Here is a 25,885-nt window from a genome sequence, read left to right on the forward strand (position 1 = left end):
GATTTAAGATTATTCGGGAATTGCTCTAAGGAGCAATTTTAAAAGTATTGTTTTAAATCGCAGTGATTGTTGTTCTATCCACAATCGTTTTGTTATGCTGGTATGGCACCTAAATCTATGGCGCAATTGAATGCTAATAATTCCGGCGACTCTTGTCCGCCGACTCTTATCGTCGTTCTCGGTATGCATCGAAGTGGTACCAGCACCCTGACACGAGCTACAGCCGTGCTGGGGGCGGAATTCGGAAGCAATCTGATGCCTGCTCTTCCCGGTAACAACGACAAGGGATTTTTCGAGGATCTCGACGTAGTTGCGCTCAATGTCGACTTGTTGAATGCGGCTGGGGGAGATTGGCATTCGATGGCCCCTATCGATCTCGGTGTCCTCCAGCCCGAGCAGCTTGACCAGTTTCGGGTTCGCGCCATCGATTTGTTGCGCGCAAAATGCCGAGAGAACCGGATCCTGTCTATCAAGGATCCTCGTCTGGCCAGGCTGCTGCCATTCTGGAAACCGGTCTTTGCTTGCATCGGCGTACGGGTTTTGTATCTGATTGCGGTGCGAAATCCGATCAGTGTCGTGCAGTCGCTTGCGCGGAGAGATGGCTTCCCGGTAGAGAAGTCTTATATTCTTTGGCTCGCCTATGTCGTGTCGGCACTCAATCTGACGCAAGACGTGCGTCGGGTACTGATCGACTACGATCGCCTCATGGACATGCCGCGTCAAGAGCTTGAAAACATATCCGATTTTTTTGATTTGCCATTGATTGAATCCAGGCTCGAAGAATTTGAATCTGCCTTTCTCGACGACAAGCTGCGGCACACTCGCTATACCGTTGATGATCTTCAGTTGGTAAATTCGGCACCTCGACAGGTCAAGGCGTTGTATTGGGCGCTCAGTGAGGCGGCATCCGGGTTCCCTGATTCGCCGGACTGGCAAAGCGCCTTTTTGGAAGCCAAAACTTATCTCGACGATATCGCGCCGCTCTTGCGTTACGAGTGGCGTCTGGAACAGGAGATGAACGAACTTCGCGCGGCCAAGGCACAGTGAATTGACGCGAGGAGTACGGCTGGGAAGACACATCTCGATGTCGGACCCGCAGAATTTGAAATAGCGCTCTTTGCCGTTGTATGGTTGAAACGAAATTGAACTTTGCACGACCTCTGTTGTTGTGCGACTTGTGACCTCAGGACGTGGAGTGGGTTGGTCGCAAGCCGAAATTGAAATGATTATTGGAATTGTGCGGGGTATATATGCTTCTCGTTACGGGCGGTGCTGGCTTCATCGGCGGAAATTTTATCCTTGACTGGTTTGCTGGTTCCGATGAGCCTGTCATCAACCTCGATAAATTGACTTATGCCGGAAATCTCGACACGCTGAAGTCGCTGGACGGCGATTCGCGGTATCGCATGGTGCGGGGCGATATCGGTGATCGGCAGTTGGTTTCGCGGCTGCTTTCCGAGCATCGGCCGCGTGCGGTAATCAATTTTGCGGCCGAATCACATGTCGATCGCTCGATCCACGGCCCCGGCGATTTCATCCAGACGAATATTGTCGGAACGTTCAATCTTCTCGAGTCGGTGCGCGCCTACTGGTCCGAACTTGCGGAAGACGAGCGTCGCGCATTTCGTTTCCTGCATGTCTCCACCGATGAAGTGTTCGGTACGCTCGGCGCGAATGATCCTCCATTCACCGAAACCAATACGTACGAGCCGAACAGCCCGTATTCGGCGAGCAAGGCTGCGTCGGATCACTTGGTGCGCGCGTGGCACCATACGTATGGATTGCCAGTGGTGACAACCAATTGCTCGAACAACTATGGGCCGTATCATTTCCCCGAGAAACTGATTCCGCTGATCATCCTGAATGCGCTCGCAGGCAAGCCGCTGCCGATCTATGGCGATGGCCAGCAGATCCGTGACTGGCTCTACGTCAAGGATCACTGCTCGGCGATTCGCACTGTCCTGGCGAATGGTGTGCTTGGCGAAACCTATAACGTGGGCGGCTGGAACGAAAAACCGAATATCGAAGTCGTGCATACGATCTGCGCGATCCTCGATGAACTGCAGCCGCGTGATGACGGTAAGTCGTATGTGGAGCAGATCAGCTTTGTGCAGGACCGACCGGGCCACGATCGTCGTTACGCAATCGATGCGCGCAAGCTCGAGCGCGAGCTCGGTTGGAAACCCGCTGAAACCTTCGATACCGGCATCCGCAAGACGGTTGAGTGGTACCTGACGAATCAGGCCTGGGTGACGAACGTCACAAGCGGCCAGTATCGTACGTGGGTCGAACGCCACTACGGAGAATAACAATGCCGCGCATCCTGATTACCGGTTCGAACGGGCAGGTCGGCTTCGAATTGCGACGCGCGCTTGCGCCGCTTGGAGAGGTGATTGCGCTGACTCGCCGCGACGTGGACCTGGCTGATCCCGCAAGCCTTGTTGCTGCGCTGGACCGTCATCGCCCCGACCTGATCGTGAATCCCGCTGCCTACACGGCCGTGGACAAGGCCGAGAGCGAGCCGGAACAGGCACGGGCAGTCAATGCGACAGCGCCCGGCGTGATGGCTCAATGGGGCGCGGCCCAAAATGTGCCGCTCGTTCACTACTCGACCGATTATGTATTCGAAGGTACCGGTGTGACGCCGTACCGCGAAGACGCACCGGTTAATCCTCAATCGATCTACGGAGCGACCAAGTGTGAAGGCGAAATTGCGGTTCGGCAGGCGTTCGCGCAGCATCTGATTCTTCGGACGAGCTGGGTCGTTGGCGCGCATGGGGGCAATTTCCTCAAGACGATCATGCGTCTCGCCCGGGAACGGGACCAGCTTCGTATCGTGGCCGATCAGACGGGCGCGCCCACTTCGGCCGCGTTGATCGCCGATGTGACGGCACACCTCGTTGGCCGCTATTTCACGGATCGCGAACACTTTGCGTTCGGCACATACCACCTAGCGGCCTCCGGCGAGACGAATTGGTGCGAATATGCGCGTCACGTCGTGGCGCTTGCGGAAGCGAGAAGCCTTGATCTAAAGTTGCGCTCGACTGATATCTTGCCAATTGCGACGTATGAGTATCCGCTGCCTGCAAAGCGCCCTATGAATTCTCGGCTCGATTGCAGCAAACTGATGTCGACGTTCGGGATATCGCTGCCTGACTGGCGAACCGGCGTTGATTACGTCTTCGAGCAACTGCACGACTGATACGGAAAAACAAGCATGAAGCGCAAGGGCATTATTCTCGCCGGAGGGTCGGGTACCCGTCTCTATCCGGCGACACAGGCGGTCAGCAAGCAACTGCTGCCGATTTACGACAAGCCAATGATTTACTATCCGTTGAGCACGCTGATGCTGGCGGGGATTCAGGATATTCTGATCATCTCGACACCGCAGGATACGCCGCGTTTCGAGCAGTTGCTGGGTGACGGGTCCCAGTGGGGGATCAGGCTGCAATACAAGGTGCAACCCAGCCCGGACGGGCTTGCCCAAGCATTCCTGCTGGGTGAGTCTTTCATCGATGGCGCCCCTTCCGCGCTGATTCTTGGCGACAACATCTTCTATGGTCATGATCTCGGCGGTCTTTTGAAAGGAGCGACCGACAAGACTTCGGGTGCGCAGGTCTTCGCCTACCATGTCCAGGATCCGGAGCGATATGGCGTTGTCGAGTTCGACTCAGCCGGTAAAGCAATCAGCATCGAAGAAAAGCCCGAGGTTCCGAAATCGCATTACGCGGTGACGGGGCTCTACTTCTACGACGAGCAGGTAGTGGCCTTTGCGAAATCGTTGAAACCGTCGCGCCGCGGCGAACTGGAGATCACCGATCTCAATGCACTGTACTTGAAGGATGGTTTGCTCAACGTGCAGACCATGGGGCGTGGTTTTGCCTGGCTCGATACTGGCACGCACGATTCGATGCTGGAGGCCTCGCATTTCATTGCCACGATGGAGCATCGGCAAGGGTTGAAGATCGCATGCGTCGAAGAGATCGCATATCGGTTCGGCTATATCGACGATGAGCAACTTGAGCGTCTCGCTGAGCCGCTCAGCAAAAACGGCTATGGCCGTTACCTGCAGAACATTCTGAAAGAAGGAAAAGCTCGGTGAACGTAATAGCGACCGCCATTCCCGGCGTAAAGATTTTCGAACCGAAAGTATTCGGCGACGCGCGTGGTTTCTTCTTCGAGAGTTTCAACCAGCGCGTGTTCGAAGAGGCGGTTGGGCATTCCGTCGAATTCGTGCAGGACAATCATTCGAAATCGGCGAAGAACGTCGTTCGAGGGCTACACTATCAAATCAATCACGCACAGGGGAAACTGGTTCGGGTAGTCGCCGGGGAAGTGTTCGACGTGGCGGTCGATATTCGTCGCGAATCGCCGACGTTCGGTCAGTGGGTCGGTGTCGTGCTGTCGGCCGAGAACAAGCGGCAGCTGTGGATTCCGGAAGGTTTTGCGCATGGCTTTGTCGTCGTTTCGGACACGGCGGAGTTTTTGTACAAGACCACCGATTACTGGTATCCGGACGCCGAACGAGCGATCCGCTGGGACGACCCGACGCTCGCGATCGAATGGCCCATCTCAGGTGAAGCGCTGGTGTCCGGCAAGGATGGCGCTGCGCCCGCTTTCAAGGATGCCGAGTACTTTTGAGCTGCTTCCTGCAAGTCCATGTTTGACTTCAACGCCTTACGCCTGACGTGGGGGATGTCGTTCCTGATCGACCGGTCCGATGCCGCGTCGCATGCGTCGGCAGATCGACCGGGATCCCGGGTATATTGGGTCAACGTACAGTTGCTGCCGGGTTGGTACATGATCGAGCTCCGCATGAGCGGTCATGCGACGCAGCTGCGAGCCCGGTTGCGGTTGCCCGGAAGGGCATCGTCTGCAACGCTCGCGATGGCGCTTAGTGCACGGCAGGTGAGCAAGCGTCTGGTTCAGCTCCCGGCTCGCGGAAAGATCGAAATCGAGATTGATTGCGGTGATCAGGCGGTCGATCGAATCGAAGCATTTCGCCTTGTCAGGGTCACGACGCGATTTGCGCACTCGCGCATTATGACCAAGCTCGGTGCGCTGCACCCAAGGTACAAGCCATGTGGCGACGATTACGATCTGATCGATGCCGGTCACGGTCGTGTCGACATGGCGCAAGCGTGGCGCGATTACTGCTGCCTGTTCGACGAATCGGAACTCCTAGTCGGATACCCGGACTGGGTTCGTCACTTCGATACGCCGAGTCCTGACACGTACAGCGTGATGCGGGACAACCTGCGCTACTTCGATGGCGGCCCGCTGTTCGCGATCGGCATGGAGGTGTCCGGCGCAACGTCGCCGCACTGGGAAACGGCAATCCGTTCGATCGCTGCGCAGATTTACCCGCACTGGCAACTTCTGATCGTCGACCGACGTTCCGGCTCCGATCGCACGGCATTGATTCCTGGTGACCTGCTTGCCGATACGCGTATCCGCGTCATTTCGGACAGGTATTCAGCCGAAGCGCATTCAGCACTTGATAGGGCGCTCGCCGAAAGCGGTCGTTGGGTCATGTTTATCGGGCAGCACGACGTACTTCCTCGGCACGGCCTCTACGTCGTGGCTGACGCGATCAACCGCCACCCCGATGTCGACCTGATCTATGCGGATGAAGACAGTATCGGCATCGACGGAGTTCGCCACGGCCCGCGCTTCAAGAGCAACTGGAGCGAGGATCTGATGCTCTCGTCGGATCTGTTCACCGGTCTTGGCGTCTACAGGTCTGAAGTTTTTGCGTCATCTGGCGGGCGGGACCATCGCCATGGGGCTGCGTCGTGTTATGACATGACGCTTCGCTGTCTTGCTTATACCGGTCCCGACAGGATCCTGCATATTCCTCGTGTGCTCTACCACGTACGCGCTCGACCCGAAGCCGCTCAGGAACCGGGGGCGCAACACGATGCGCGCGATGCAAGCCGGATGGCGGTCGTACGTCACCTGTTGCGGACTGGCGTCCGGGCAACGGTCTCGTCAACGGAGCATGGCCGTCGCATTCGGTATCCGTTGCCGGAAAAGGCACCGCTCGTCACGCTCGTCATTCCGACTCGCAACGGGTTTGCGCTGCTCAGTCGTTGCGTCGATTCGATTATCGAGAAGACACGCTATCGCGCCTTCGAAATCATCGTTGTCGACAACGGGTCCGATGACCCGGAAACCTTAGACTACATGGAGCGGCTTTCGGTCGATCACGGCGTACGTATCCTCCGGGACGATCGTCCGTTCAATTACTCCGCTCTCAACAATCGCGCGGTCGAATTGGCGCACGGTGAGTTCGTCGCGCTTGTCAACAACGACGTGGAAATTATCGACGGAGACTGGCTCGACGAAGTAATGGGACACGCGTTGCGTCCGGGGGTCGGCGTCGTCGGTGTCAAACTGCTCTTTTCGAACGGAACCGTTCAGCATGCGGGTGTCATTGTCGGGCTCAGCGGCTGCGCCGATCATGTGCATCGCGGGTTGGGGCGCGACGAGCCCGGATATCTGGCGCGCGCGGTAACGACACAGTCCTTGTCTGCCGTAACGGGGGCATGTCTCGTCGTCCGGCGATCGCTGTATAGGCAACTGGGTGGATTGAACGAATGCGATCTCGCCGTTGCATTCAACGACGTCGATTTCTGCCTTCGCATCCGGCAGGCGGGTTATACGGTGGTCTGGACACCGCACGCCGTGCTGTATCACCACGAATCCGCCACGCGAGGTCGCGATGATACCGAGGAGAAGATGGTCCGTGCCACTCGCGAGATCGAGTACATGCGCGATCACTGGCCTGACCTGATTGCGAACGATCCGGCTTACAACCCGAACCTGTCGCTCGATCAATTCGATTGTCAGCTTGCGTGGCCGCCGCGTGTCGCGTCTCTCAGGCGTCTCGCCCTTGATGTGCCCGGAGCGGCGACTTCTTGAGCGGTGTGCGTGCGGATACCTGGCAAGCAACTCAGCCGATGCCGACCTTGAACTGAATCACCCGATCGTCGGCCGTTCTTGCAAGTGCGAGACGGGAACGATTGCAAGACAGTGTGTGTAGGCTAGCGAGGGTGCCTCCGAGGGAACCGTGATTTCGCTGTTCGGAATGGCGCGACTCTGCAGCTTGCTTCGGCGCGACGTCTTGCGCCTTCATAAAAAAATCCCTTTGTGGGGTGGACCGGGTTCGCGTGTCTGCTCGTCACGCCGTCGATCCGGATTCATCCATTTTCGATCAATATGAAAGATTTTCTCCTGTCGATAGTTCGCCGAGCCGTTCGATACAAGGTCAAGCCGGTCCGGGATCTCGCCCTGTCGGGAGCGACGCCTTTCGACTGGACGTCGACGGGAGAGCATCCGGTTTTTGACCTCGAGCCGGAAGGCGGGGAGGAGGCGGTGCCATCCGGCTGGGTCTATGTCGAATCCAGGATGATTCGACGAGGCGCACACCTGGTGGCTCGGCTTTACGTGGATACAGGCTCGGGTTTTTCGGATTTGGAATCCTTTGTCATCCCGGCGGCTCGCTCGGGAAATATCAAGCAGGTCATCAGGATTCCGCGTAATACACGCCGTTTGCGTCTGTCGCCGATGCGGGGCGAGGGGGCTGTCAGGCTGGAATTTTTTAAAATAACAAAAATATCAAGCGTGGAAAGAATTGCCAGGATGGTCGAGTGGACCATCGGGGATATAATAAAATTCAAAGATACCGGGCGCGCGAGAAAATACAATATCACCTTGGGGCGCATGTTGACGGACCTGAATGGAGCGTATGCCGATTGTGCAAAATTGCGGTTCCATTCCGTCCCTTTGGATTACAGATCGTATGTAGAGAAATTTGATGTACTGCATCAATCCGATATTGCATCGATTCGACGGCACATGGCTTCATTCGCGAAGCATCCGCTGATTTCTATTCTGGTTCCGGTGCGTGGGGTTTCCCCGGAGTATCTGGAACCGGCCATCGAGTCGATTTTGGTACAGCTTTACGGAAACTGGGAGCTGTGCATTGCTGTCGATGGCGTCGATGTGTCGGGGATTGCTGAATTCCTGAAGTCTGTTTCTGAAAAAGACGATCGAGTGAAAATCGTTTTTATGAATTCAGGTGGATATGCGTCGGCTGCAGCGAATGCTGCGCTGGGGTTGGCGACTGGGGAATTTTCTGCGATTCTCGATCAAAATGACGTTATTTCATCTCATGCACTCTATCTCATTGCCTTGAAAATCAATGAGAATGATGATGTTAATATCATATATTCTGATAGCGATGAAATCGACGAGCGTGGAATTCGGGATAACGTGTTGTTCAAGAGTTCATGGAATCCGGATTTGTTTTTTTCTTGCGACATGATTTCTCGTTCAGCTGCTTATAGAACGTCGCTCCTGCGCGAGATAGGTGGGTTCCGGGTTGAATATGAAGGTGGTCAGGATATCGACCTCACGCTCAGGTGCGTAAAAAACAGCACGTCGTCTCAGATTTGCCATATTCCGCGCGTGCTCTATCATTTTCGTCGATTCGGTGAATCTGGTTCGACCGATGCGGATGCAGAAGGCGATGCGTGCAACGCGAAAGAAAGGGCGCTTTCCGAATTTTTCAAGGAGCAGCCGGGAGTGAAGGTTTCGCGCGGCGAGCTCGCTGGAACCTATCGGGTGCGATACCCGATACCTGCTCCCGCACCCAAGGTCACTGTCATCATTCCGACTCGAGACGGCGGGCTGTTGCTGAAAAAATGCATCTTCAGCATATTCGATGGAACCGCCTATGAGAACCTGGAAATCGTTGTTGTAGACAATCAGAGCAAGGACCGAGAGACGATCGATTTTCTGCAATCGCTCTCGCTGAGAGATAATGTCACCGTATTGAAATATGATTTTCCTTTCAATTATTCGTCAATTAATAATTTTGCGGAAAATCATGCGTCTGGTGATGTGTTGTGTTTTCTCAACGACGATGTCGAGGCAATCGAGCCGGATTGGTTGGCGGAGATGGTTTCGCACGCGCTGCGCCCGGATATCGGCGCCGTGGGGGCAAAGCTCCTTTACGCCGATGGATTTGTCCAGCATGCAGGCGTCGTGATGGGGATCGGGGGCTTCGCGAGCCATGCGCACCGGTTGTATCCGTCGACACACCCAGGGTATGCCGGAAGAGCCGCACTTGTTCAAAATTTTACGGCGGTCACGGGAGCATGTCTGGTTATGCGTCGGGAAATCTTTCGTGCGATCGACGGTTTTGATGAAGAAAATCTTCCAGTTGCATTTAATGATGTGGATTTGTGTCTCCGTGTACGAGAGGCTGGCTACAGGGTGGTGTGGACGCCATACGCAGTCCTGCATCACTTCGAGTCCTACAGCAGAGGCGACGATCAAATGTCCGCCGAGAAGCGTGCCAGGTTTAATAGGGAGAAGGGATTTATGCTTTCCCGGTGGAATACCGATCGACTGGATGATCCATATTACAATCAAAATTTGACGCTCGATAGAGAGGATTTTACTATTGCCGATTTTCCGAGAATGTATGCTCCATGGAATGAATGAACGGCATAAGTTGAATTGATTCTGTAGTTTCTGTTTTTTTGACAGGAACATCGCACTGCATGGGGTTGTAGGAGATTGGGTAATTCGGTGGTCTCTTTGGGGTATACCGAGGCGGGCCGAATAAATTAACGCGGAAGGAATATTCATGGATGTTAAAAAACGGCTGCTGCCTGGCATTCCACTGATTGAGTCGCCACTTTTCGATACCGAGGTTGCAGAGGCGGAACTGACGCCTGACGAGCGTGAGATCGCGGTTGCGCTGAACCGTAACGGCTATGCCGTGATCGACTTTCCCGATCCTGAGCTCGATGCACGGATTGCGCGTATTCGGGAACGCCTGACCTCACGATTTGCCGACACGGGATTGGGCAGCGACGGCGTGTTCTACGCTGCCGGTCGTATTCAGGATGCTTGGATAAGCGATCCTGATGTCAAGGCGATCGCCACCAATCGTCAGATGCTGGATTTGCTTGGGCGCTTGTATGGCCGCGCTGCATTTCCATTTCAGACGCTCAATTTCCGGGTCGGTACGCAGCAAAAGATGCATACCGATGCGGTGCATTTCTCGTCGATTCCTCAGCGTTTCATGTGCGGCGTATGGATCGCACTGGAAGACATTTCCCCGGAGGCCGGACCGCTTCAGCTCGTTCCCGGATCACATAACTGGCCCATGATCGACAATGCTGTGGCCGGTCGGCGTGGGTTTGGAGTGTCCAGCGAGTCGGCGCAATTGCCCTATCAGGAAATCTGGGATGCAATGGTGGAGGCAAAGGGGGCCAGTACCAAGATTTTCGAGGCGCGAAAAGGGCAGGCGCTGATCTGGTGCGCCAATCTGCTGCACGGAGGGAGTCCGCAAATCAATGCTGTGATGACGCGCTGGTCACAGGTGACACATTATTTCTTTGACGATTGTGTTTACTATACGCCCGCGTTTTCCGACGAATACCTGGGACGTTTGCAGCTTCGCGACTTGGTCAGCATCGTCGATGGATCGCGAAAGCGCAATTCCTATCTGGGCGAGGAAGTCGTATCGCCTGCACGCACCGCGCCGCGTGAGTCGAGAACCTTGACGGGAAGATTGCGCAAGTGGATGACCTCCTCCTGACCCCATTCGGGTGATTGTGTGATTGAATGTGTTTCCCGCTACCGGAAAAAATCCGGGTTTGACGAGGAGCACATGAAATGGAATTCGCACGGCGTCGGCAAATGGTGGCGCCGCACGGGCGCCCATTTCTCGGCGTAGTGGAGCCAGCGGTGCCTGCCTGTAGCCTTGGCCCGCTTGGATAAGGAGCCGCCACGGGGAAAGCGAATCAGCGCGCCCGCTGGCGTGTGTAGCTACCTGCGATCACATCCGCCCGCTTTGCGATCCGCGGCACGCCCCCGTCGCATGGACAGCAGTTCGATGCCGTTTCCGCAACCTGCTCGTACCCATTACCCGGAGCAATCGTGCCTTCTTGCTGCCTTGTCTGTCTTTCGATTCGCTCGTCTGTATCCATTCATCCTGCCCATCCGGGGAGGGTGCGCATTCGTGTGTTGCCGCGTAGGCCGGATATCAGTGCAATGAGTGACGCGAGTCGTTAGGCGACATCCCGAGCCTCAATGGTTGCGCCATTTAAATCCGGTTCTGCGTGTCTTGGCGGGCGGCGTGTTCGGCCGTGCTGCCATCGTTTCGATCCAATTCCGGAACATCTTTGGTGTGGCCGCCAATCCGTCCTGTCAATGTCCGCAGTCGTTTTTCCGGGGGAGTGTCACTCAGGTTCGGGGCGGCAAATTCGGCTTCGAACCGGCATGAGGCTATCGAGGACACGGCATTCGCGCAAAAAACGGAGTAAGTGCGATCGACCGAGCGTGCTATCGGCGCCATGTAATTAAATGCAAAAAAATGCGGCTTCCGTGATCGACACCAAACGCGCGAAGACATGTATAAGCCGATGGACGATACAGAGGAAATCCTGAGTTTGAGCGCGTTCATCCCGTTGTCGGGCTGATCGGTGCATGTCAAGTCCGCCTGACAGACATTTCATCGTGCGCGGCTAGATTGCAACAAATGAGCCGTGCTTTGTTGCATTTCTTTTTTCTCCGTTGAGAAACATTTTATTGTCAGGAAAGTGCATATAAATTGCAAAATTCCTCGCGGTGAAATCACAAATTTTTAGATAAGCCGGCTCGTCGGACGGTCGGATTGCTACAGCAACCGAACGGGGCGAAATCGCAGTGTGCAGTTTTGGTCCGCGCAATCGTGGCAATCGGGAGATCATAAGCATCAGCGAAATTTTCCGAGTGGTTGGAACCGACATCGCCGAAAGCGGGCGGGTTCCAGTCTCTGCTTTGCGAAAGCCCAAAATTTTGAGCATCGGCGGGTGCGTTACCGAAGTTCTTGCTGGGAGAATGAACCGGCTCGCGGATGTAACGCATCTGTGACACGTAAGCGTACCTTACCTGATGTCGAAGAGGGTGGAAGGGCGCACTTACTTCGAATCGGATGGCCACTAATTGTCCGGGCGGATAAATTTTGAACTGGCGAAGCAGGTGTTACGAAAACTCAAAATTGGTGGATACGAATTTTCGATTTTCGATCCGACCAGCGATTTCAATAACGATTATTACGAGAGGGACGGTTGTGTCATCTCCGACATGGAGACGATAGGGCTGGCACAGAACTGGAAATGGTTTGACGGGTTTGTGGATGCGGGGTAGGTCAAGATTTCACCGGGGGCTATCATTATCTTGAGATTTATTTTAATTATCTCAAGGAATTAATTGAGCTTGCTAACGAGATCGGTCTTCCGTTTGTAATCATGAAGCGGCGAACGTGCGTCAACGAGATTACTCACGATGGTGTGATCGGGTTGGGCGATCCCAGTTCGGCGGAAATCAATTAGCGGGTTGACCTGCTCCGGAGGAAAATTGACAGTTTCCTGGGTAGGTTGAATGTCCTTGATCTGAATGGTCGGTTCGCAGTCACATCATTTGATGTGACGTTCGGTAAAGGTAAGTTCCATCCGATCGACGAATTTTATGACTACGCCGCGTACAAGTTTATGGGATTGATGAGATTGGCTGATGATCTGATCTCGGAAGTCATGTTCAATGTATACCGGGATAGAGCGAGTCGCCGTCTGGCCATTCATTCCGAGCGGGATGGCCTGGCGTATGATCGGGATACCCTTCTGTTTAGTCTCGATAACCTGACGGCGGAGCGAGATTTCATACTGGCTCGCGAGACCGAAAACGCACGTATTGTAAGCGAGGGCCATAGTCACGAGTTGACGGCTCATTCGGAAGCCCGAGATACGGCGCTCTCCGAAAGTGCTGCTAACGCCTTGGCGCTTGGGAACTTGCAGAAATCTTGCGAACAGCTTTCGTGTCAACATGATGAACTGTGTGCTCAACAGAATTGCCTTTTTAACGATTTAAGGTTGGAAGGGGGCAATGGCTGTGCGCGATGTGCTCCCGCTGGCCAGAGCATGGCGGCCAATAATCCGGCGTATTGGGAAAATCAAGCAGTTCTGTCGGCGATTGACGGGGCGCGGCAGTAATGAGCCGGCGCATCGTAGCGAATTCCATGGGCAGTAAGACGCCGCAGGCAATGCGCGATCTCGTTGCCGACGAGACGCGCTGAGAAAACACATGCAACCCGATTGGAAATTGGGCTTGCTGCCGATGTCCCTCGGATTTGACACGAAAGCTGCGCCCGGCAGTAATGGCATGAACTGTGCCCGCTGCATTGGGACAGGTGCGACGACGTGCGCGCAGGCGCGCGATCCTCGATGTAGTGTGGAGCCCCCTTATCGCACGGTCGTGACGTCCAAGCATTGCGACGACGAAGTGCTCCACGACGTGCCGTGGTGCCCCGGTTGTTGATCTGAATGACTCGAGTCGTAGTCGACGGAGTCTCGATTTTCGTACCCGATTCGGCAAAGCGCGGAGGCCGCAAGCCCGGGGCCAGGCCATGCGTCAGGTAATCGAAGGTGCGTGGCATGTCGGCGTTAGCGGCAACATGGGTGTAAATGTCGGCTCGATGTCACGCTGGACCACTCTCGGAAATGTGATGTGAGTACGAATCGGGTTCGACGAGCACCGGATGTCGTTTTTTTGACGACGCCGGATATTTCGCATTTGTGTTGCGATGCGGTATCCTCCATCCCTCCGGCGGCCATTGTTGCCTCATTCAGCCACTGAGTCTGGTTCGGAAACTTGCGTTTATTACGTTTTGCTTTCAGTGGTATTGCGCAAGCATTCCGCTTTCTTCGGACTTCCATTCAATAACCTAGATGCCGCGCTCGTTTCTCGTGCTGCAAGGCACTGCCTCGCTTTTTTTCTATCGGCTCTCACGCGCGCTCCAGGACAAGGGGTTTGCCGTCTATCGAGTCAATTTTTGCGGCGGTGACTTGCTGTATGGCGGGGCAGGGACCGTTTTAAACTATAGAGGTGAAGTTGGGAATTTGCCGCAATGGTATGACAATATCGTGCGGCGAGAAGCGATCACCGACGTCATCATGTTCGGTGACTGCCGCGACATCCATCGCGAGATGCTGGGGGTCTCGACGGCGCATGGCCTGCGCGTCCATGTATTCGAAGAAGGCTACGTCCGTCCGCACTGGATCACGCTGGAGCGCCATGGCGTCAATGGGCGCTCGCTGCTGCCGCGTGACCCCGCATGGTATCTGCAGCAACGCAGCGTGACGCCGCCCGCCGAGCAATGGCAGGCCACCGGCTACAACCTGTACGAGCGCGCGTTTCACGACATCACGTATCGCTTCGCGAATACGGTATGCTGGCCCCGGTTTCCGAAGTATCGCAGTCACCGGCCGAGGAACGGCTTCTTCGAATATTCGGGGCTCGCCGTCCGGATGCTGCTGCAGCGCAAGCATCGGCGCGAAGCGGAGGCCGTCACGCGCGAACTGCTCGATAGCGGCCGTATTTACTATCTGTTTCCGCTCCAATTGAATTCGGATGCGCAAATCGTCGTGCATTCGTCTTTCGACGGAATTCGCGCAGCGATCCACCACGTTCTGGAATCGTTCGCGCGACATGCGCCGCAAGATGCGTTGCTGGTCATCAAAAATCACCCCCTGGATACGGGGCTGATCGAATATCGAAATTTTTCGCTTAAAATCGCGCGTGCCGCAGGGATGGAGAATCGGATTCGTTTCATCGATGCCGGCCATCTTCCGACATTGCTCGAACATGCGCGCGGGGTCGTGGTTATCAACAGCACGGTTGGCTTGTCTGCGCTGCATCACAAGCGGCCGCTGGTCGCGCTAGGCTCTGCTATCTACAATTTCCGCGGCTTGACCTGGCAGGGAGATCTCAATGACTTTTGGCTTGGAGGCGTGCCGCCGGATATGGATCTCTATCACGCATTCCTTGACTACGTGATGCATCACACGCAGATCAACGGCGATTTCTACACCCGGACGGGCATCACGATGGCCATCGCGGGCGCGATTGCCCGGCTAGAGCATACGGATGACTAAGTCCCCAGTTCGGCATGTCGTTGTCACCGGCGCGAGTGCAGGCATCGGCCGCGCTCTGGCGCTCGCATACGCGCAACCCGATACCGTGCTCGGCATCGTTGGCCGGAACGAAGCGCAGCTTGAATCGACTGCGGCGGCGTGCAGGGCGCGCGGTGCAAAAGTGATCGTCGGCATCGTCGACGTACGAGCGTCCGATCCGATTCGCGTGTGGCTGCATCGTTTCGATGATCAGTATCCGATCGACCTGCTCATCGCCAACGCGGGTGTCGCGAGCACGCTGTCTTCCGCGTCCGACTGGGAGGACCTCGACCGTATCTCCACCGTCGTCGATACGAATTTCTACGGTGCGATGCACACGGTTCTCCCGATTGTCGAGCGTATGCGCACCCGCAAGCATGGTCGTATCGCCGCGATCAGTTCGCTCGCCGCGCTTCGCGGCATGGCCATCTCGCCCGCGTACTGCGCGAGCAAATCGGCGATCAAGGCCTACGCCGATTCTGTCCGTCCGCTACTGAAGCGCGACGGTATTGGTGTCTCGGTCATTCTCCCGGGTTTCGTCAAAACGTCGATGAGCGACGTTTTTCCCGGCGACAAGCCGTTCATGTGGACTGCCGAGCAGGCCGCCGCATATATTCGCAGGAAGCTCGATGCCGGGCGTGCGGAAATCGCGTTCCCTGGTCTGCTTGCGTTCGGCATGCGTATCCTGACCGTGCTGCCCATCGCACTGGCCGATGCGATTCTCGACAAGCTTTCGTATCTGCCCGGCAAGGAAGACGCAAATTGACGGGCGCAATCTGGGCTCCGTTCGCCGTCGCGGCTGGTGTGTCGTTTCTGCCGGATCTGATCGCAGTTCCGCGTGCTCCGTTGCGGCGTCGCGCGGATGCGCTGCTCTTGCACGTGCTTTCCGTCGTGTTCCTTGCGGCGCTGATGTTGCTTGTCACCGCGCGTCCGATCTTTTCTTCGTCCGTCGCGGTCGCGCTGGTCGGGCTCGTCGCGGTCGTCAGTAACGCCAAGTACGAATCTCTGCGCGAACCGTTCGTTTTTACCGATCTCAGCCTCTTCAGCCAGCTTTTCTCGCACCCGCGGCTCTATCTGCCGTTCCTGAGCGCAGGCAAGGTCGTGGCGATTGGCGCTGGGATCGTGCTCGTCGTCGCGGGCTATCTCGGCGAGGCGCCGATCACGCCGCGTCCGGCGTTCGCGTTGGCGGCCGTTGTCGTCTTTACATTCTTACTGGCGCGATACTTTGCCGCTCGCTTGCCATTGGCACTCGATGCCAAGGAAGATCAGCGCCGTCACGGGTTTTTCGCAGTCTTCATCGCATACTTGCTGAACGGCATGCGGCCCGCGACGTTCGAAGCCTTCCGACGCGTGGTCGAATCGGGGCCGTTCGTCGCCGGTAAGTCGGGGAAGCGCCCCGACGTCATCGTGATCCAGAGCGAATCGCTGTTCGACGTGCGACGCATTTCACCGGCAATTGCGCCTGCAATGCTTTCCCAATTTGATCGAGCAAGACGCGAAGCAGTTTGCTACGGCGAGCTTTCGGTGCCGGCATGGGGCGCAAATACGATGCGCACGGAATTTTCAATGCTGACCGGCCTGCCGTTCGAGCGCCTCGGCTATGCGCGCTTTTATCCGTATGCGTTCGTGCGCCGTGCGTGCGCGTCGATCGCAAGCTGGTTTGGTCGTGGCGGTTACGAAACGCTGGCGATTCATCCGTACTACGGCGACTTCTTTGGCCGCAATCGAGTCTTTCCGTTGCTCGGATTCAACACATTTCTCGACATCGAATACTTTGTCGATGCGTCGCGTGCCGGTCCGTATATCTCCGATGCAGCTGTGCTGGATGCAGTGATCGCGGCGCTGGAAAGCGAGGGCGAGAAACCGCGTTTCATCTTCGCGATGACGATGGAAAACCACGGCCCGCTGCACCTCGAGCAGGTTTTGCCTGGTGAATCGTCTTCGAGGCATACTCTTGGCGAAGACGCCTCTTGGCGCGACTTGACGGCATATTTACGGCACATTGAAAATGCAGACGCAATGATCGGGCGCTTGCTCGATTATTTGCGCACCAGCGATCGTGAAACAGTCGTTTGTTTTTACGGCGACCACGTTCCCGCCTTGCCTCATGTCTTCGAGAAGCTCGGCGTTAATCCGCAACACAGCGACTACTTCATTTGGCGGAATTACGGCGTAGATACCCCCGAATGCCGAAATCTGGCGGCCGAGGAACTCGGATCGGCACTGCTGCATGTGGTACAAGATGACGGAAACCGCACGCAACAACCGTGCGCATCCGAGAAAGCGACATAAAAGATGAACAGTAAGATTGCAATAATTGGGGTGGCTTGTCGGTTTCCCGGGGGCGCTAACGATCTTGGCGACTTCTGGCAACTGCTGCGCGACGAACGCGACGCAGTGACCGAAATCCCCGCCGACCGCTTCGGCACCGATTTCTACCAGCACCCGTCCAAGCGCGAACCGGGCAAGAGCTACACGTTCTCGGCCGGCGTCGTCGACAACGTCGCCGGCTTCGATGCCGCATTCTTCGGCATTTCCCCGCGCGAAGCGGCCCAGATGGACCCCCAGCAGCGCCTGCTGCTCGAACTCGCATGGGAAGCGTTCGAGGACGCGGGCGTGCGCCCGGCCGACATGCGCGGCAGCAACTGCGGCGTCTTCGTCGGCGCCGCCAGCATGGATTACGGCAACCGCAACATGGACGATCTGAACGTGATCGATCCGTATTCGGCGACCGGCAACACCCTGAGTATCGCGTCGAACCGCGTGTCCTACCTGTTCGACCTGCGCGGCCCGAGCATGTCCGTCGATACGGCCTGCTCGTCGTCGCTCGTCGCGCTCCACCAGGCCGTCAAGGCGCTGCAATCCGGCGAAGCCAACATGGCGCTCGCGGGCGGCGTCAACCTGCTGCTGCACCCGTTCGGTTTCGTCAGCTTCTCCAAGGCGTCGATGTTGTCGCCGCGCGGCCGTTGCCGCGCGTTCGATGCAACCGGCGACGGTTATGTCCGCTCGGAAGGCGGCGCGTTCGTGCTGCTCAAGCCGCTCGATCGCGCGCTCGCCGACGGCGACACGATCCATGCGGTGATCGCCGGCTCCGGCGTGAACTCGGTCGGCCACTCGCCGGGCGGTATCAGCGTGCCGGGCGCGGCCGCGCAAGCGTCGCTGCTGCGCAGCGTCTACGCGCGCGCGGGCATCGATCCGCAGTCCCTGGCGTATCTCGAGGCGCACGGCACCGGCACGGCGGTCGGCGATCCGATCGAGGCGCGTGCGCTGATCGACGTCGTGTCGGGCGAGCGCCCGGCCGATCGTCCGTTGCTCATCGGTTCGGCGAAGACCAACATCGGCCACCTCGAAACGGCATCCGGCATGGCCGGGCTGCTGAAGGCCGTGCTGTGCCTGAAGCATCGCGCGGTACCGCGCTCGCTGCATTTCGTCACGCCCAACCCGGGCATCGATTTCGACGGCGGGCGCCTGCGTGTCGTCGATCGCTTCATGCCGCTCGACACGGGCGACGCGCCGCTGACGGTCGGCGTCAACTCGTTCGGCTTCGGCGGGACGAACGCACACGTCGTGCTGACCGAGGCGCCGGCTGCAAACCAGACGTCGGCGGCCGCGCCCGAGCCGACTCACGCGCAGTTGTCTCCGCTCGTCCTGACCGCGCGCAGCGCGAATGCGCTCGGCGCGCTCGCGGGCCGCTATCTGTCGATGCTCGACAACGGCGGCGACTGGCAGGCGCTTGCCGCCGCGACCGCACGTCGTCGCCAATGGCTCGAGCATCGCGCGATCGTCGCGCCGGCCGACCTGGCCGAAGGCCGTGCGGCACTCGTGGCGCTGGCCCAGCCGGCACCGGAAGGGTTGCCCGCCTGCGTGGCGACCGGCCAGGCTCCGGCCGACACGCCACGCACCGCGCTCGTCTTCTCGGGCAACGGCTGCCAGTGGGTCGGGATGGGCAACGAGCTCTATGCAGAGAACGCCGTCTTCCGCGCGGCGCTCGACGAAGTCGACGCGCTGTGGTGCGCCGACGGCAGCCCGTCGCTGGTCGACGTGATGCGCGGTGGCCCGAGCGCGGAATGGCTGGCCGGCCAGGGCGCCGAATGGCTCGCCGCGACGGAGAACGCGCAGCCGCTGCTGTTCGCGATCCAGGTCGGCATGATCCGCGTGATCGATGCGAGCGGGATGCGTTACGACGCGGCGATCGGCCATAGCGTCGGCGAGATTGCGGCGGCGTGGGTGACGGGCGCGCTTTCGCTCGCCGATGCGGTGCGCGTGATCAAGATCCGCAGCCGCGCGCAGGCGATGACGCGCGGCAGCGGCCGGATGGCGGCCGTCGGCATCGGCGATGCAGCGGCGCGCGAACTGATCGCGCGCCACGGGCTTGCGCGCCGTGTCGAGATCGCCGGCATCAACAGCCCCGATGCGGTGACGCTCGCGGGCGAGCTGCAGGGTCTGCAGGCACTGGAGGCGGCGCTGCGCGGCAGCGGCAAGTTCTTCCAGATGCTGGATCTCGACTACGCGTTCCACAGCAGCCACATGGATCGCATCGAGCCGGTCGTGCTGGCCGAACTGGCGAGCCTGCGGCCGCAGTTGGGCAACGGCACGTACGTGTCGACCGTGACCGGCGGCGCGCTTGCCGGCACCGAGCTCGACGCGCGCTACTGGTGGCGCAATATCCGTGAGCCGGTGCGCTTCGGCGACGGCATCGCGCATCTGATCGAGCAGGGCGTGCGCCTGTTCGTCGAGGTTTCGCCGCATTCGATCCTGCGTACGTACGTGAAGCAGGCGCTCACGGCCGCCGGTGCAACCGGCATGGCGCTGCCGACGCTCAAGCGCGGTCACGGCAGCGCGGCGACGCTGCGGCAAGCGATTCTCGCGGCGATCGCGCACGGCGCGAGCGTCGATCCCGCCCGCTTCGCGCCGGGCGAATCACGAGCTGCGTTGCCGTCCTATCCGTGGCAGCGCGACCGCTTCTGGCTGACGCCGACCGTCGAAGGCTACGGCCTCGTCAATCGCCGTCGCGAGCATCCGCTGCTCGGCTATCGCCTGCATGAGCACGCATTCGCGTGGGAAAACCAGCTCGATCCGGCGAAGCTGCCGATGCTGGCCGATCACGTCGTCGACGGCGGCGTGGCGTTCCCGGGCGCGGGTTACGTGGAAATGGCCCTCGCCGCGGCACGGACCTTCTTCGATACACCGGATGCAGCGCTCGAAAACGTCGAGATCCGCACGCCGGTCGTATTCCAGCCGCAGCAGGCGAAACTGTTCCGGCTCGTGATCGAGCCGCGCACCGCGACCTTCACGATCGAGACGCGCGACCGGATGTCCGACAGCGCGTGGACGCTGAACGTAACCGGGCGGATGCTGGAAAGCGGCAACGCGCTCGGCGATACGAGCGTCGTGCCGTCCGCCGCGCTCGATCGTCTGCTCGCGCTGCCCGCAGCCGACGGCGACACGCTGTACGCAAACACCGCGGCCATCGGCCTCGGCTACGGGCCGGCGTTCCGCTGGGTTCGCACCGTGCGGGTTGCCGCGAGTGACGGTGCGGCGCTGGCGGACGTCGCCGCGCCGGCCGCATGCGGCGATGCGAAGGCCTTGTCCGCGTATCTGCTGCATCCGGCGCTGATGGACAGCGGGTTTCATCCGCTGTTCGCCTTGCTGGCGGCGCACGCACGCGAAGGCGAGCATCCGGCTTACGTGCCGGTGCAGATCGGCCGGGTCGACTATCTGCGCGGCGACATGGTCGAGCGGGTGCTTGTGCAGATCGACCGGCACAGCCCGCATTCGATCGTCGCGCATTTCGAATTCCTCGACGCACGGGGCGCGATCGTCGCGCGGCTCGGCGGTTGCCGGTTCCGGCGCGTCGATCTCGTCGGCCGTCGGCAGAACCTGCCTGCACGCTTCGTCTATCGCCTTGAAGACATGCCGCTGCCGGGCGACGTCGATGCAGCCGGTTTGCCGGCCCCCGACGCGTTGCTCGCGCTGGCCGTCGCGCGGCTGGACGCAACCGGTAACGACGTCCGCCGGACGCAGCATCTGACCGAAATCCTGCCGCTGCTCGACGTGCTGGCGAGCCTCTACGCGCTCCGTGCGTTCGATGCGCTCGGCGCATTCGCCGGCACGTGGCAGCCGGCGGCCGGGCGTGCGGCGCTGGCCGCGCGTCTTGCCGACATGCTGGTCGAGGATGGTCTCGCTCATCGCGACGGCGCGCTGCTCGTGCGCGACGACGCAGCGTGTGCGGCGTTGCCGCCGCTCGACGAGCTGTGGCGCGGGCTGCTGGCCGAATCGCCGGGGCACGTGGCCGAACTGACGCTGCTCGCGCATTGCGGTGCGGCGTTGCCCGACGTGCTGGGCGGCGCAAAGGATGGCGCGCGCTTGCTGTCGCCGACCGGGCACAGCCTGGTCGAGCAGCTCCTTGCCGCGTCGCCGACGTGGCAGCACGTGCACGCGTTGCTGACCGCAAGCGTCGAGCAGGCGGTCGATGCATGGCAGCCGGCGCGCCGGCTGCGCGTGCTCGAACTGGGCGCGACGGACGGCGACGTGCTGCAGACGCTCGGCATGCATCTCGCTGCCGCGCGCTGCGACCACACGATCGCGGCGACGGCCGGCCAGCTGGCCGGGTTCGACACGGATGCGGAAGCGGTAGTGCGCACGGTGGCACTGCAGTCGGGCGAGCGGCTGTCGCTGTCGGCCGATGACGCCGGGCCTTACGACCTGATCGTCGCGAACCGCGCGCTGAGCGATCGTCATGATGTGGTCGATGCACTGAATGCGATGCGGTCGTGGCTGGCGCCGGGCGGGCTGCTGCTGCTGGCCGAGTCTCGTCACGGCCGCTTCTCCGACATCGTGTTCGCCTCGCAGGCAACGTCGACGGAAGCCGCTGCCCCCGCGCCGCTGGCGCCGGCGGATCTCGAGGCAGCCCTCGCACGCGCGGGTTACGTCGACGTCGTGCGGCACGTCGAGCAATCGCTCGATCTGGACGGTACGCCGACGTTCGTCATCGCGCGCAACCCCGCAAGCGCCGCTGCTGCGCAACGCACCGACGACCCGAGCGATCTCGATACGCTCGCACGCAACGAACAATGGCTCGTGATGCACGCGCCGGGTGCCGCCGGCGGTTTCGGCGGGCAGCTGGCCGATGCGCTGGCGCGCGCGGGCTATCCGGCCGACATCGTGGACATCACGCATGCGGCCGACGCGATCGCGTCGTTGCCGGCCGGGCAGCCGGCGCACGTGGTGTTCTGCGCACCGGAAACGCCGCTGGCCGAATCGGCGACGGGCGACGGCCTGATGGCTGCGCAGCGTCACGGCGCGATCGCGCTGGCCGCGCTCGTCCGCGCGCTCGGCGGGCAGCCGAACGCGGCCACGCGCTTGACCGTCGTCACGCGCGGCGGCGCGCCGTTCGCCGGGGCCGCGAATGCGCATCCGGAACAGGCAACGCTGTGGGGCCTCGGTCGGGTGCTGGCGAACGAGCATCCCGAACTCGCGTGCCGCCTGATCGACGTCGATCGCGCGGTGGACGGGATTTCCGATGCGCTGATTCGCGAGCTGACCGGCTCGGCAGTCGAGGAAGAAGTCGTCCTGGGCGCACACGGGCGTCTGGTGCCGCGCATGCTGACGGCCGCGCAGGCCGCGGCCCGCAGCGATGGCGCGATTGCGCGCGCGGCCGTGCTCGCGTTCGATGCACCGGGCTCGTTGCGCAATCTCGAATGGTTCGCGTTGCCGGAAAGTGAGCTGGGCGCGGATGAAGTGGAGATCGAGCCGGTTGCGACCGGCCTCAATTTCCGCGACGTGATGTATGCGATGGGGCTCTTGTCCGATGAGGCGGTCGAGACCGGCTTCGCGGGCGCGACGATCGGCATGGAACTGTCCGGCCGCGTCGTCCGCGTGGGCGGCGCCGTGACGGCATTCGCGCCGGGCGATGCGATTCTCGGCTTCGCGCCGGCCTCGTTCGCGACGCGCGTCAGGACGCGCGCGCAAGCGATCGCGCTGAAACCCGAGCGTCTGACGTTCGAGGAAGCGGCGACCGTGCCGACCACGTTTTTCACCGCGTATTACGCGCTCGTCGAACTCGCGCGCCTGCGTCGCGGCGAGCGCGTGCTCGTGCACGGCGGCGCGGGCGGCGTCGGGATCGCCGCGATCCAGCTTGCGCGCCACTTCGGCGCGGAAGTGTTCGCGACGGCCGGCAGCGACGAGAAGCGCGAGTTCGTGCGCCTGCTCGGTGCCGACCACGTGCTCGATTCGCGCAGCCTCGCGTTCGCCGACGACATTCGCGTGCTGACGGGCGGGCAGGGCATCGACATCGTGCTGAATTCGCTCGCCGGCGAAGCCATGGTGCGCAGCATCGACACGCTTCGTCCGTTCGGTCGATTCCTCGAGCTCGGCAAGCGCGATTTCTACGAAAACAGCCATATCGGGCTGCGGCCGTTCCGCAACAACATCAGCTATTTCGGCATCGATGCCGACCAGTTGATGGGTGCGTTGCCGGAGCTGACCGAACGCCTGTTCGGCGAAGTGATGGCGCTGTTCGCGGCAGGTGTGCTGCATCCGCTGCCGTATCGCGCGTTCCCCGCTGAACGGGCCGAAGATGCATTCCGCTACATGCAGCAGGCGCGCCAGATCGGCAAGGTACTCGTGACCTATCCGTCCGGCACGCCGGCCCCGACGCGCGGTGTCACGCGCGCGGGCTCGCTCGCGCTCGATCCGCACGGCACGTACCTGGTGGTCGGCGGCACGGGCGGGCTCGGGTTTGCGAGCGCGCGCTGGATGGTCGGGCGCGGCGCTCGCCGGCTGACGCTGGCGAGCCGTTCCGGCGAGCTTGCCGGTGCGGCCCGCGAGGAGGTCGAGCGCTGGCGCGCGACGCTCGGCGTCACGGTCGATGTCGTCTCGTGCGATGTGACCGATGCCGCGGCGGTCGATGCGATGATTGCCGCGATCGCGCGGCGCGGCAGCCCGCTCAAGGGCGTGCTGCATTCCGCGATGTCGATCGACGACGGCCTCGTGCGCAATCTCGACGATGCGCGCATGGCCGCGGTGCTCGCCCCGAAGGTGGCCGGCGCATGGAACCTGCACCGCGCGACACGCGCGCTGCCGCTCGACCTGTTCGTCGTCTATTCGTCGGCGACGACCTATCTCGGCAATCCGGGGCAGTCGAACTACGTCGCGGCCAACACTTTCCTCGAGGCGCTCGTCGAACATCGTCGCGCGGCCGGGCTGCCCGGCACGTTCATGGCGTGGGGCCCGCTCGAGGACGTCGGCTTCCTCGCGCGCCACGCGGATACGCGCGAGGCGTTGCAGTCGCGGATCGGCGGTGCATCGATCACGTCCGACGAAGCGATGGCCGCGCTCGAGCGCGCGCTGGTCGCGGGCGCGGCCGGCGAAGCCGTGGTCCGGCTCGACTGGCATGCCGTGGCGCGCGGGATGCCCGCCGCGAAGGCACGCCGGTATTCGCTGCTGCAATCGCATGCGAAGGGCGGCGATGCGCGCGACGGCGGCACGCAGTTGCGGGAAGAAGTGCTGGCCTTGCCGCGCGACGAAGCGATCGCGCTGGTTGCCCGGACGCTGCAGGCGCAGATCGCGCGGATCCTGCACATGACGCCGGATCGCATCGCGCTCGACAAGTCGGTGCTCGACATGGGCATGGATTCGCTGATGGGGATGGAGCTTGGCCTGGCGGTCGAGGAAGCGTTCGAGGTCAAGCTGTCGGTGATGGCGATTGCCGAAGGCGCGTCGGTGACGACGCTGGCCGGACGCATCGTCGATTCGATCGGCGCGTCGGCCGACGCGTCCGACGCCGGGGCGGCGACCGATGCCGCTCAGGAGGCCGTCGCGGCGCTTGCCGCGAAACACGCGATCGAAGGCGAAGCGCGCGCGATGCTCGATACGCGGCCGGCGCCCGTGGCGGGCCAGGTGTCGCCGACGCTGGAGGTCGCGCGATGAGCGCGCCGTCCGGCTGGGCGACGCGCCAGGGCACGCTGGCAGGTCCGCTGGCGATCGACGGTCACGGGCTGCACACGGGGCGCCGGGTGGGTGTGCGGATCCTGCCCGCGCGGCCGGAAGACGGCGTGACGGGAATCGTGTTCCGTCGCGTCACGCAGGGGCGCACGCTCGCGACGCTGCCGGTCGATCCCGCGCTGCGCCGCGCCCAGCCGCTCTGCACGATGCTGCGCAATGCGGACGGCGTTGGCGTTCGCACGATCGAGCATCTGCTCGCGTCGCTGCTCGCATGCGAGATCGATCACGCGATCGTCGAGATCGACGCCGAGGAAGTGCCGATTCTCGACGGCAGCGCCACGCCGTGGGTGGACGCCATCCGCGCGTGCGGCCGGGTCGCGCTCGATGCGCCGAAACGCTTCATCCGCGTGCTGCGGCCCGTCGTCGTCACGGACGGCGAAGGCGACCAGCGGCGCGAAATGCGGGTCGAGCCGGCGCCGCGTTACGAACTGAGCGTGCGCAACGACCTGCGCGGCTTCGGCGACATGCATTGGGACGGTGCGCTGACGCCGGCCGCATTCGAAACCGAAATCGCGCCGTCGCGCTCGTACGGGCGCGTGAAATGGGCCGTGCCGGCGATCGTCGCCGGCTATCTGCGCGGCGTGCCGATCCTGCGCGGCGCACGGCCGTCGTGTACCGCATCCATCGTCGGCAGCCGCGTGCTGGGCGGGATGCGCTTGCCGGATGAATTCGTCCGGCACCGCGTGCTCGACCTGGTCGGCGATCTCGCGCTGGCCGGCGCGCCGCTGCTGGCGCGCGTGAGCGCGTTGCGGCCGAGCCACGAGATGAATTTCCGGCTGGTCGACGCGCTGCTGGCCTCGCCCGACGCGTGGCAGTGGGCCGAGTTTTCCGACGCGTGACACCACGTCTTTTCATGACGCGCGGCGTAA

General features: G+C 60.7%; 16 protein-coding genes. 14 read left to right on the forward strand and 2 right to left on the reverse strand.

Translation table 11 applies throughout. The annotated features are described in order from the left end of the window. The first annotated feature begins 69 nt into the window (after nt 1-69). The 8 genes from APZ15_RS07470 (at nt 70) to APZ15_RS07500 (ending at nt 10,618) form a co-directional block, all read left to right on the forward strand. The gene (locus APZ15_RS07470; protein WP_148668955.1) at nt 70-1,047 is read left to right on the forward strand and encodes a sulfotransferase family protein; all 978 of its coding nucleotides are present in this window, start codon (nt 70-72) and stop codon (nt 1,045-1,047) included. 203 nt (nt 1,048-1,250) lie between these two features. Further along, nucleotides 1,251-2,309, forward strand: coding sequence for a dTDP-glucose 4,6-dehydratase (rfbB, locus tag APZ15_RS07475; protein ID WP_027788292.1), 1,059 nt, complete (start codon nt 1,251-1,253; stop codon nt 2,307-2,309). A 2-nt stretch (nt 2,310-2,311) separates the two neighbouring features. Further along, complete coding sequence (gene rfbD / locus APZ15_RS07480; RefSeq protein ID WP_027788291.1) at nt 2,312-3,202, forward strand: dTDP-4-dehydrorhamnose reductase; 891 nt, start codon at nt 2,312-2,314, stop codon at nt 3,200-3,202. Nucleotides 3,203-3,217: 15 nt separating this feature from the next. Then, nucleotides 3,218-4,102 carry a glucose-1-phosphate thymidylyltransferase RfbA gene (rfbA, locus tag APZ15_RS07485; RefSeq protein ID WP_027788290.1) on the forward strand — a complete coding sequence of 295 codons (885 nt, stop codon included), beginning with the start codon at nt 3,218-3,220 and terminating at the stop codon, nt 4,100-4,102. Next, nucleotides 4,099-4,641 carry a dTDP-4-dehydrorhamnose 3,5-epimerase gene (gene rfbC, locus APZ15_RS07490; protein ID WP_027788289.1) on the forward strand — a complete coding sequence of 181 codons (543 nt, stop codon included), beginning with the start codon at nt 4,099-4,101 and terminating at the stop codon, nt 4,639-4,641. The genes rfbA and rfbC overlap by 4 nt, the downstream gene beginning before the upstream one ends. Before the next feature lie 18 nt (nt 4,642-4,659). Next, a complete protein-coding gene (locus APZ15_RS07495; protein ID WP_051363295.1) occupies nt 4,660-6,924 on the forward strand; it encodes a glycosyltransferase family 2 protein in 2,265 nt (754 codons plus the stop codon). A gap of 297 nt (nt 6,925-7,221) precedes the next feature. Continuing rightward, a complete protein-coding gene (locus APZ15_RS38925) occupies nt 7,222-9,513 on the forward strand; it encodes a glycosyltransferase family 2 protein (RefSeq protein ID WP_226153254.1) in 2,292 nt (763 codons plus the stop codon). Between the two features lie 145 nt (nt 9,514-9,658). Beyond that, nucleotides 9,659-10,618, forward strand: coding sequence for a phytanoyl-CoA dioxygenase family protein (locus APZ15_RS07500; RefSeq protein ID WP_034195813.1), 960 nt, complete (start codon nt 9,659-9,661; stop codon nt 10,616-10,618). Between the two features lie 507 nt (nt 10,619-11,125). On the opposite strand, the gene APZ15_RS40780 is transcribed toward APZ15_RS07500, so the two are convergent. Both APZ15_RS40780 and APZ15_RS42095 read right to left on the reverse strand, forming a co-directional pair. Then, entirely contained in the window at nt 11,126-11,485 is a 360-nt protein-coding gene (locus tag APZ15_RS40780; protein ID WP_138143309.1) for a hypothetical protein, read from the reverse strand. A gap of 61 nt (nt 11,486-11,546) precedes the next feature. Continuing rightward, a complete protein-coding gene (locus APZ15_RS42095; RefSeq protein ID WP_226153255.1) occupies nt 11,547-11,867 on the reverse strand; it encodes a hypothetical protein in 321 nt (106 codons plus the stop codon). A gap of 573 nt (nt 11,868-12,440) precedes the next feature. Between APZ15_RS42095 and APZ15_RS42100 the strand changes: the two genes are divergently transcribed. The 6 genes from APZ15_RS42100 to APZ15_RS07530 all read left to right on the forward strand — a co-directional run bounded on the left by APZ15_RS42100 (nt 12,441) and on the right by APZ15_RS07530 (nt 25,855). Further along, nucleotides 12,441-13,052, forward strand: a complete 612-nt coding sequence (locus APZ15_RS42100) for a hypothetical protein (protein ID WP_226153256.1) — start codon at nt 12,441-12,443, stop codon at nt 13,050-13,052. A 735-nt stretch (nt 13,053-13,787) separates the two neighbouring features. Further along, complete coding sequence (locus APZ15_RS07510; RefSeq protein ID WP_027788285.1) at nt 13,788-14,993, forward strand: capsule biosynthesis protein; 1,206 nt, start codon at nt 13,788-13,790, stop codon at nt 14,991-14,993. Then, on the forward strand, nt 14,986-15,777 hold the full coding sequence (locus tag APZ15_RS07515; RefSeq protein WP_027788284.1) for an SDR family NAD(P)-dependent oxidoreductase: 792 nt from the start codon (nt 14,986-14,988) through the stop codon (nt 15,775-15,777). Before APZ15_RS07510 ends, APZ15_RS07515 begins: the two co-directional genes overlap by 8 nt. Further along, on the forward strand, nt 15,774-17,303 hold the full coding sequence (locus tag APZ15_RS07520; RefSeq protein WP_027788283.1) for an LTA synthase family protein: 1,530 nt from the start codon (nt 15,774-15,776) through the stop codon (nt 17,301-17,303). Before APZ15_RS07515 ends, APZ15_RS07520 begins: the two co-directional genes overlap by 4 nt. 3 nt (nt 17,304-17,306) lie before the next feature. Beyond that, nucleotides 17,307-24,941: a type I polyketide synthase gene (locus tag APZ15_RS07525; RefSeq protein WP_027788282.1), complete on the forward strand. Its 7,635-nt coding sequence runs from the start codon at nt 17,307-17,309 to the stop codon at nt 24,939-24,941. Then, nucleotides 24,938-25,855 (forward strand): UDP-3-O-acyl N-acetylglycosamine deacetylase, encoded by a 918-nt coding sequence (locus APZ15_RS07530; RefSeq protein ID WP_027788281.1) that lies wholly within the window; start codon nt 24,938-24,940, stop codon nt 25,853-25,855. Before APZ15_RS07525 ends, APZ15_RS07530 begins: the two co-directional genes overlap by 4 nt. Nucleotides 25,856-25,885: the final 30 nt, after the last annotated feature.

The organism is Burkholderia cepacia ATCC 25416, from assembly GCF_001411495.1.
GTDB lineage: Bacteria > Pseudomonadota > Gammaproteobacteria > Burkholderiales > Burkholderiaceae > Burkholderia > Burkholderia cepacia.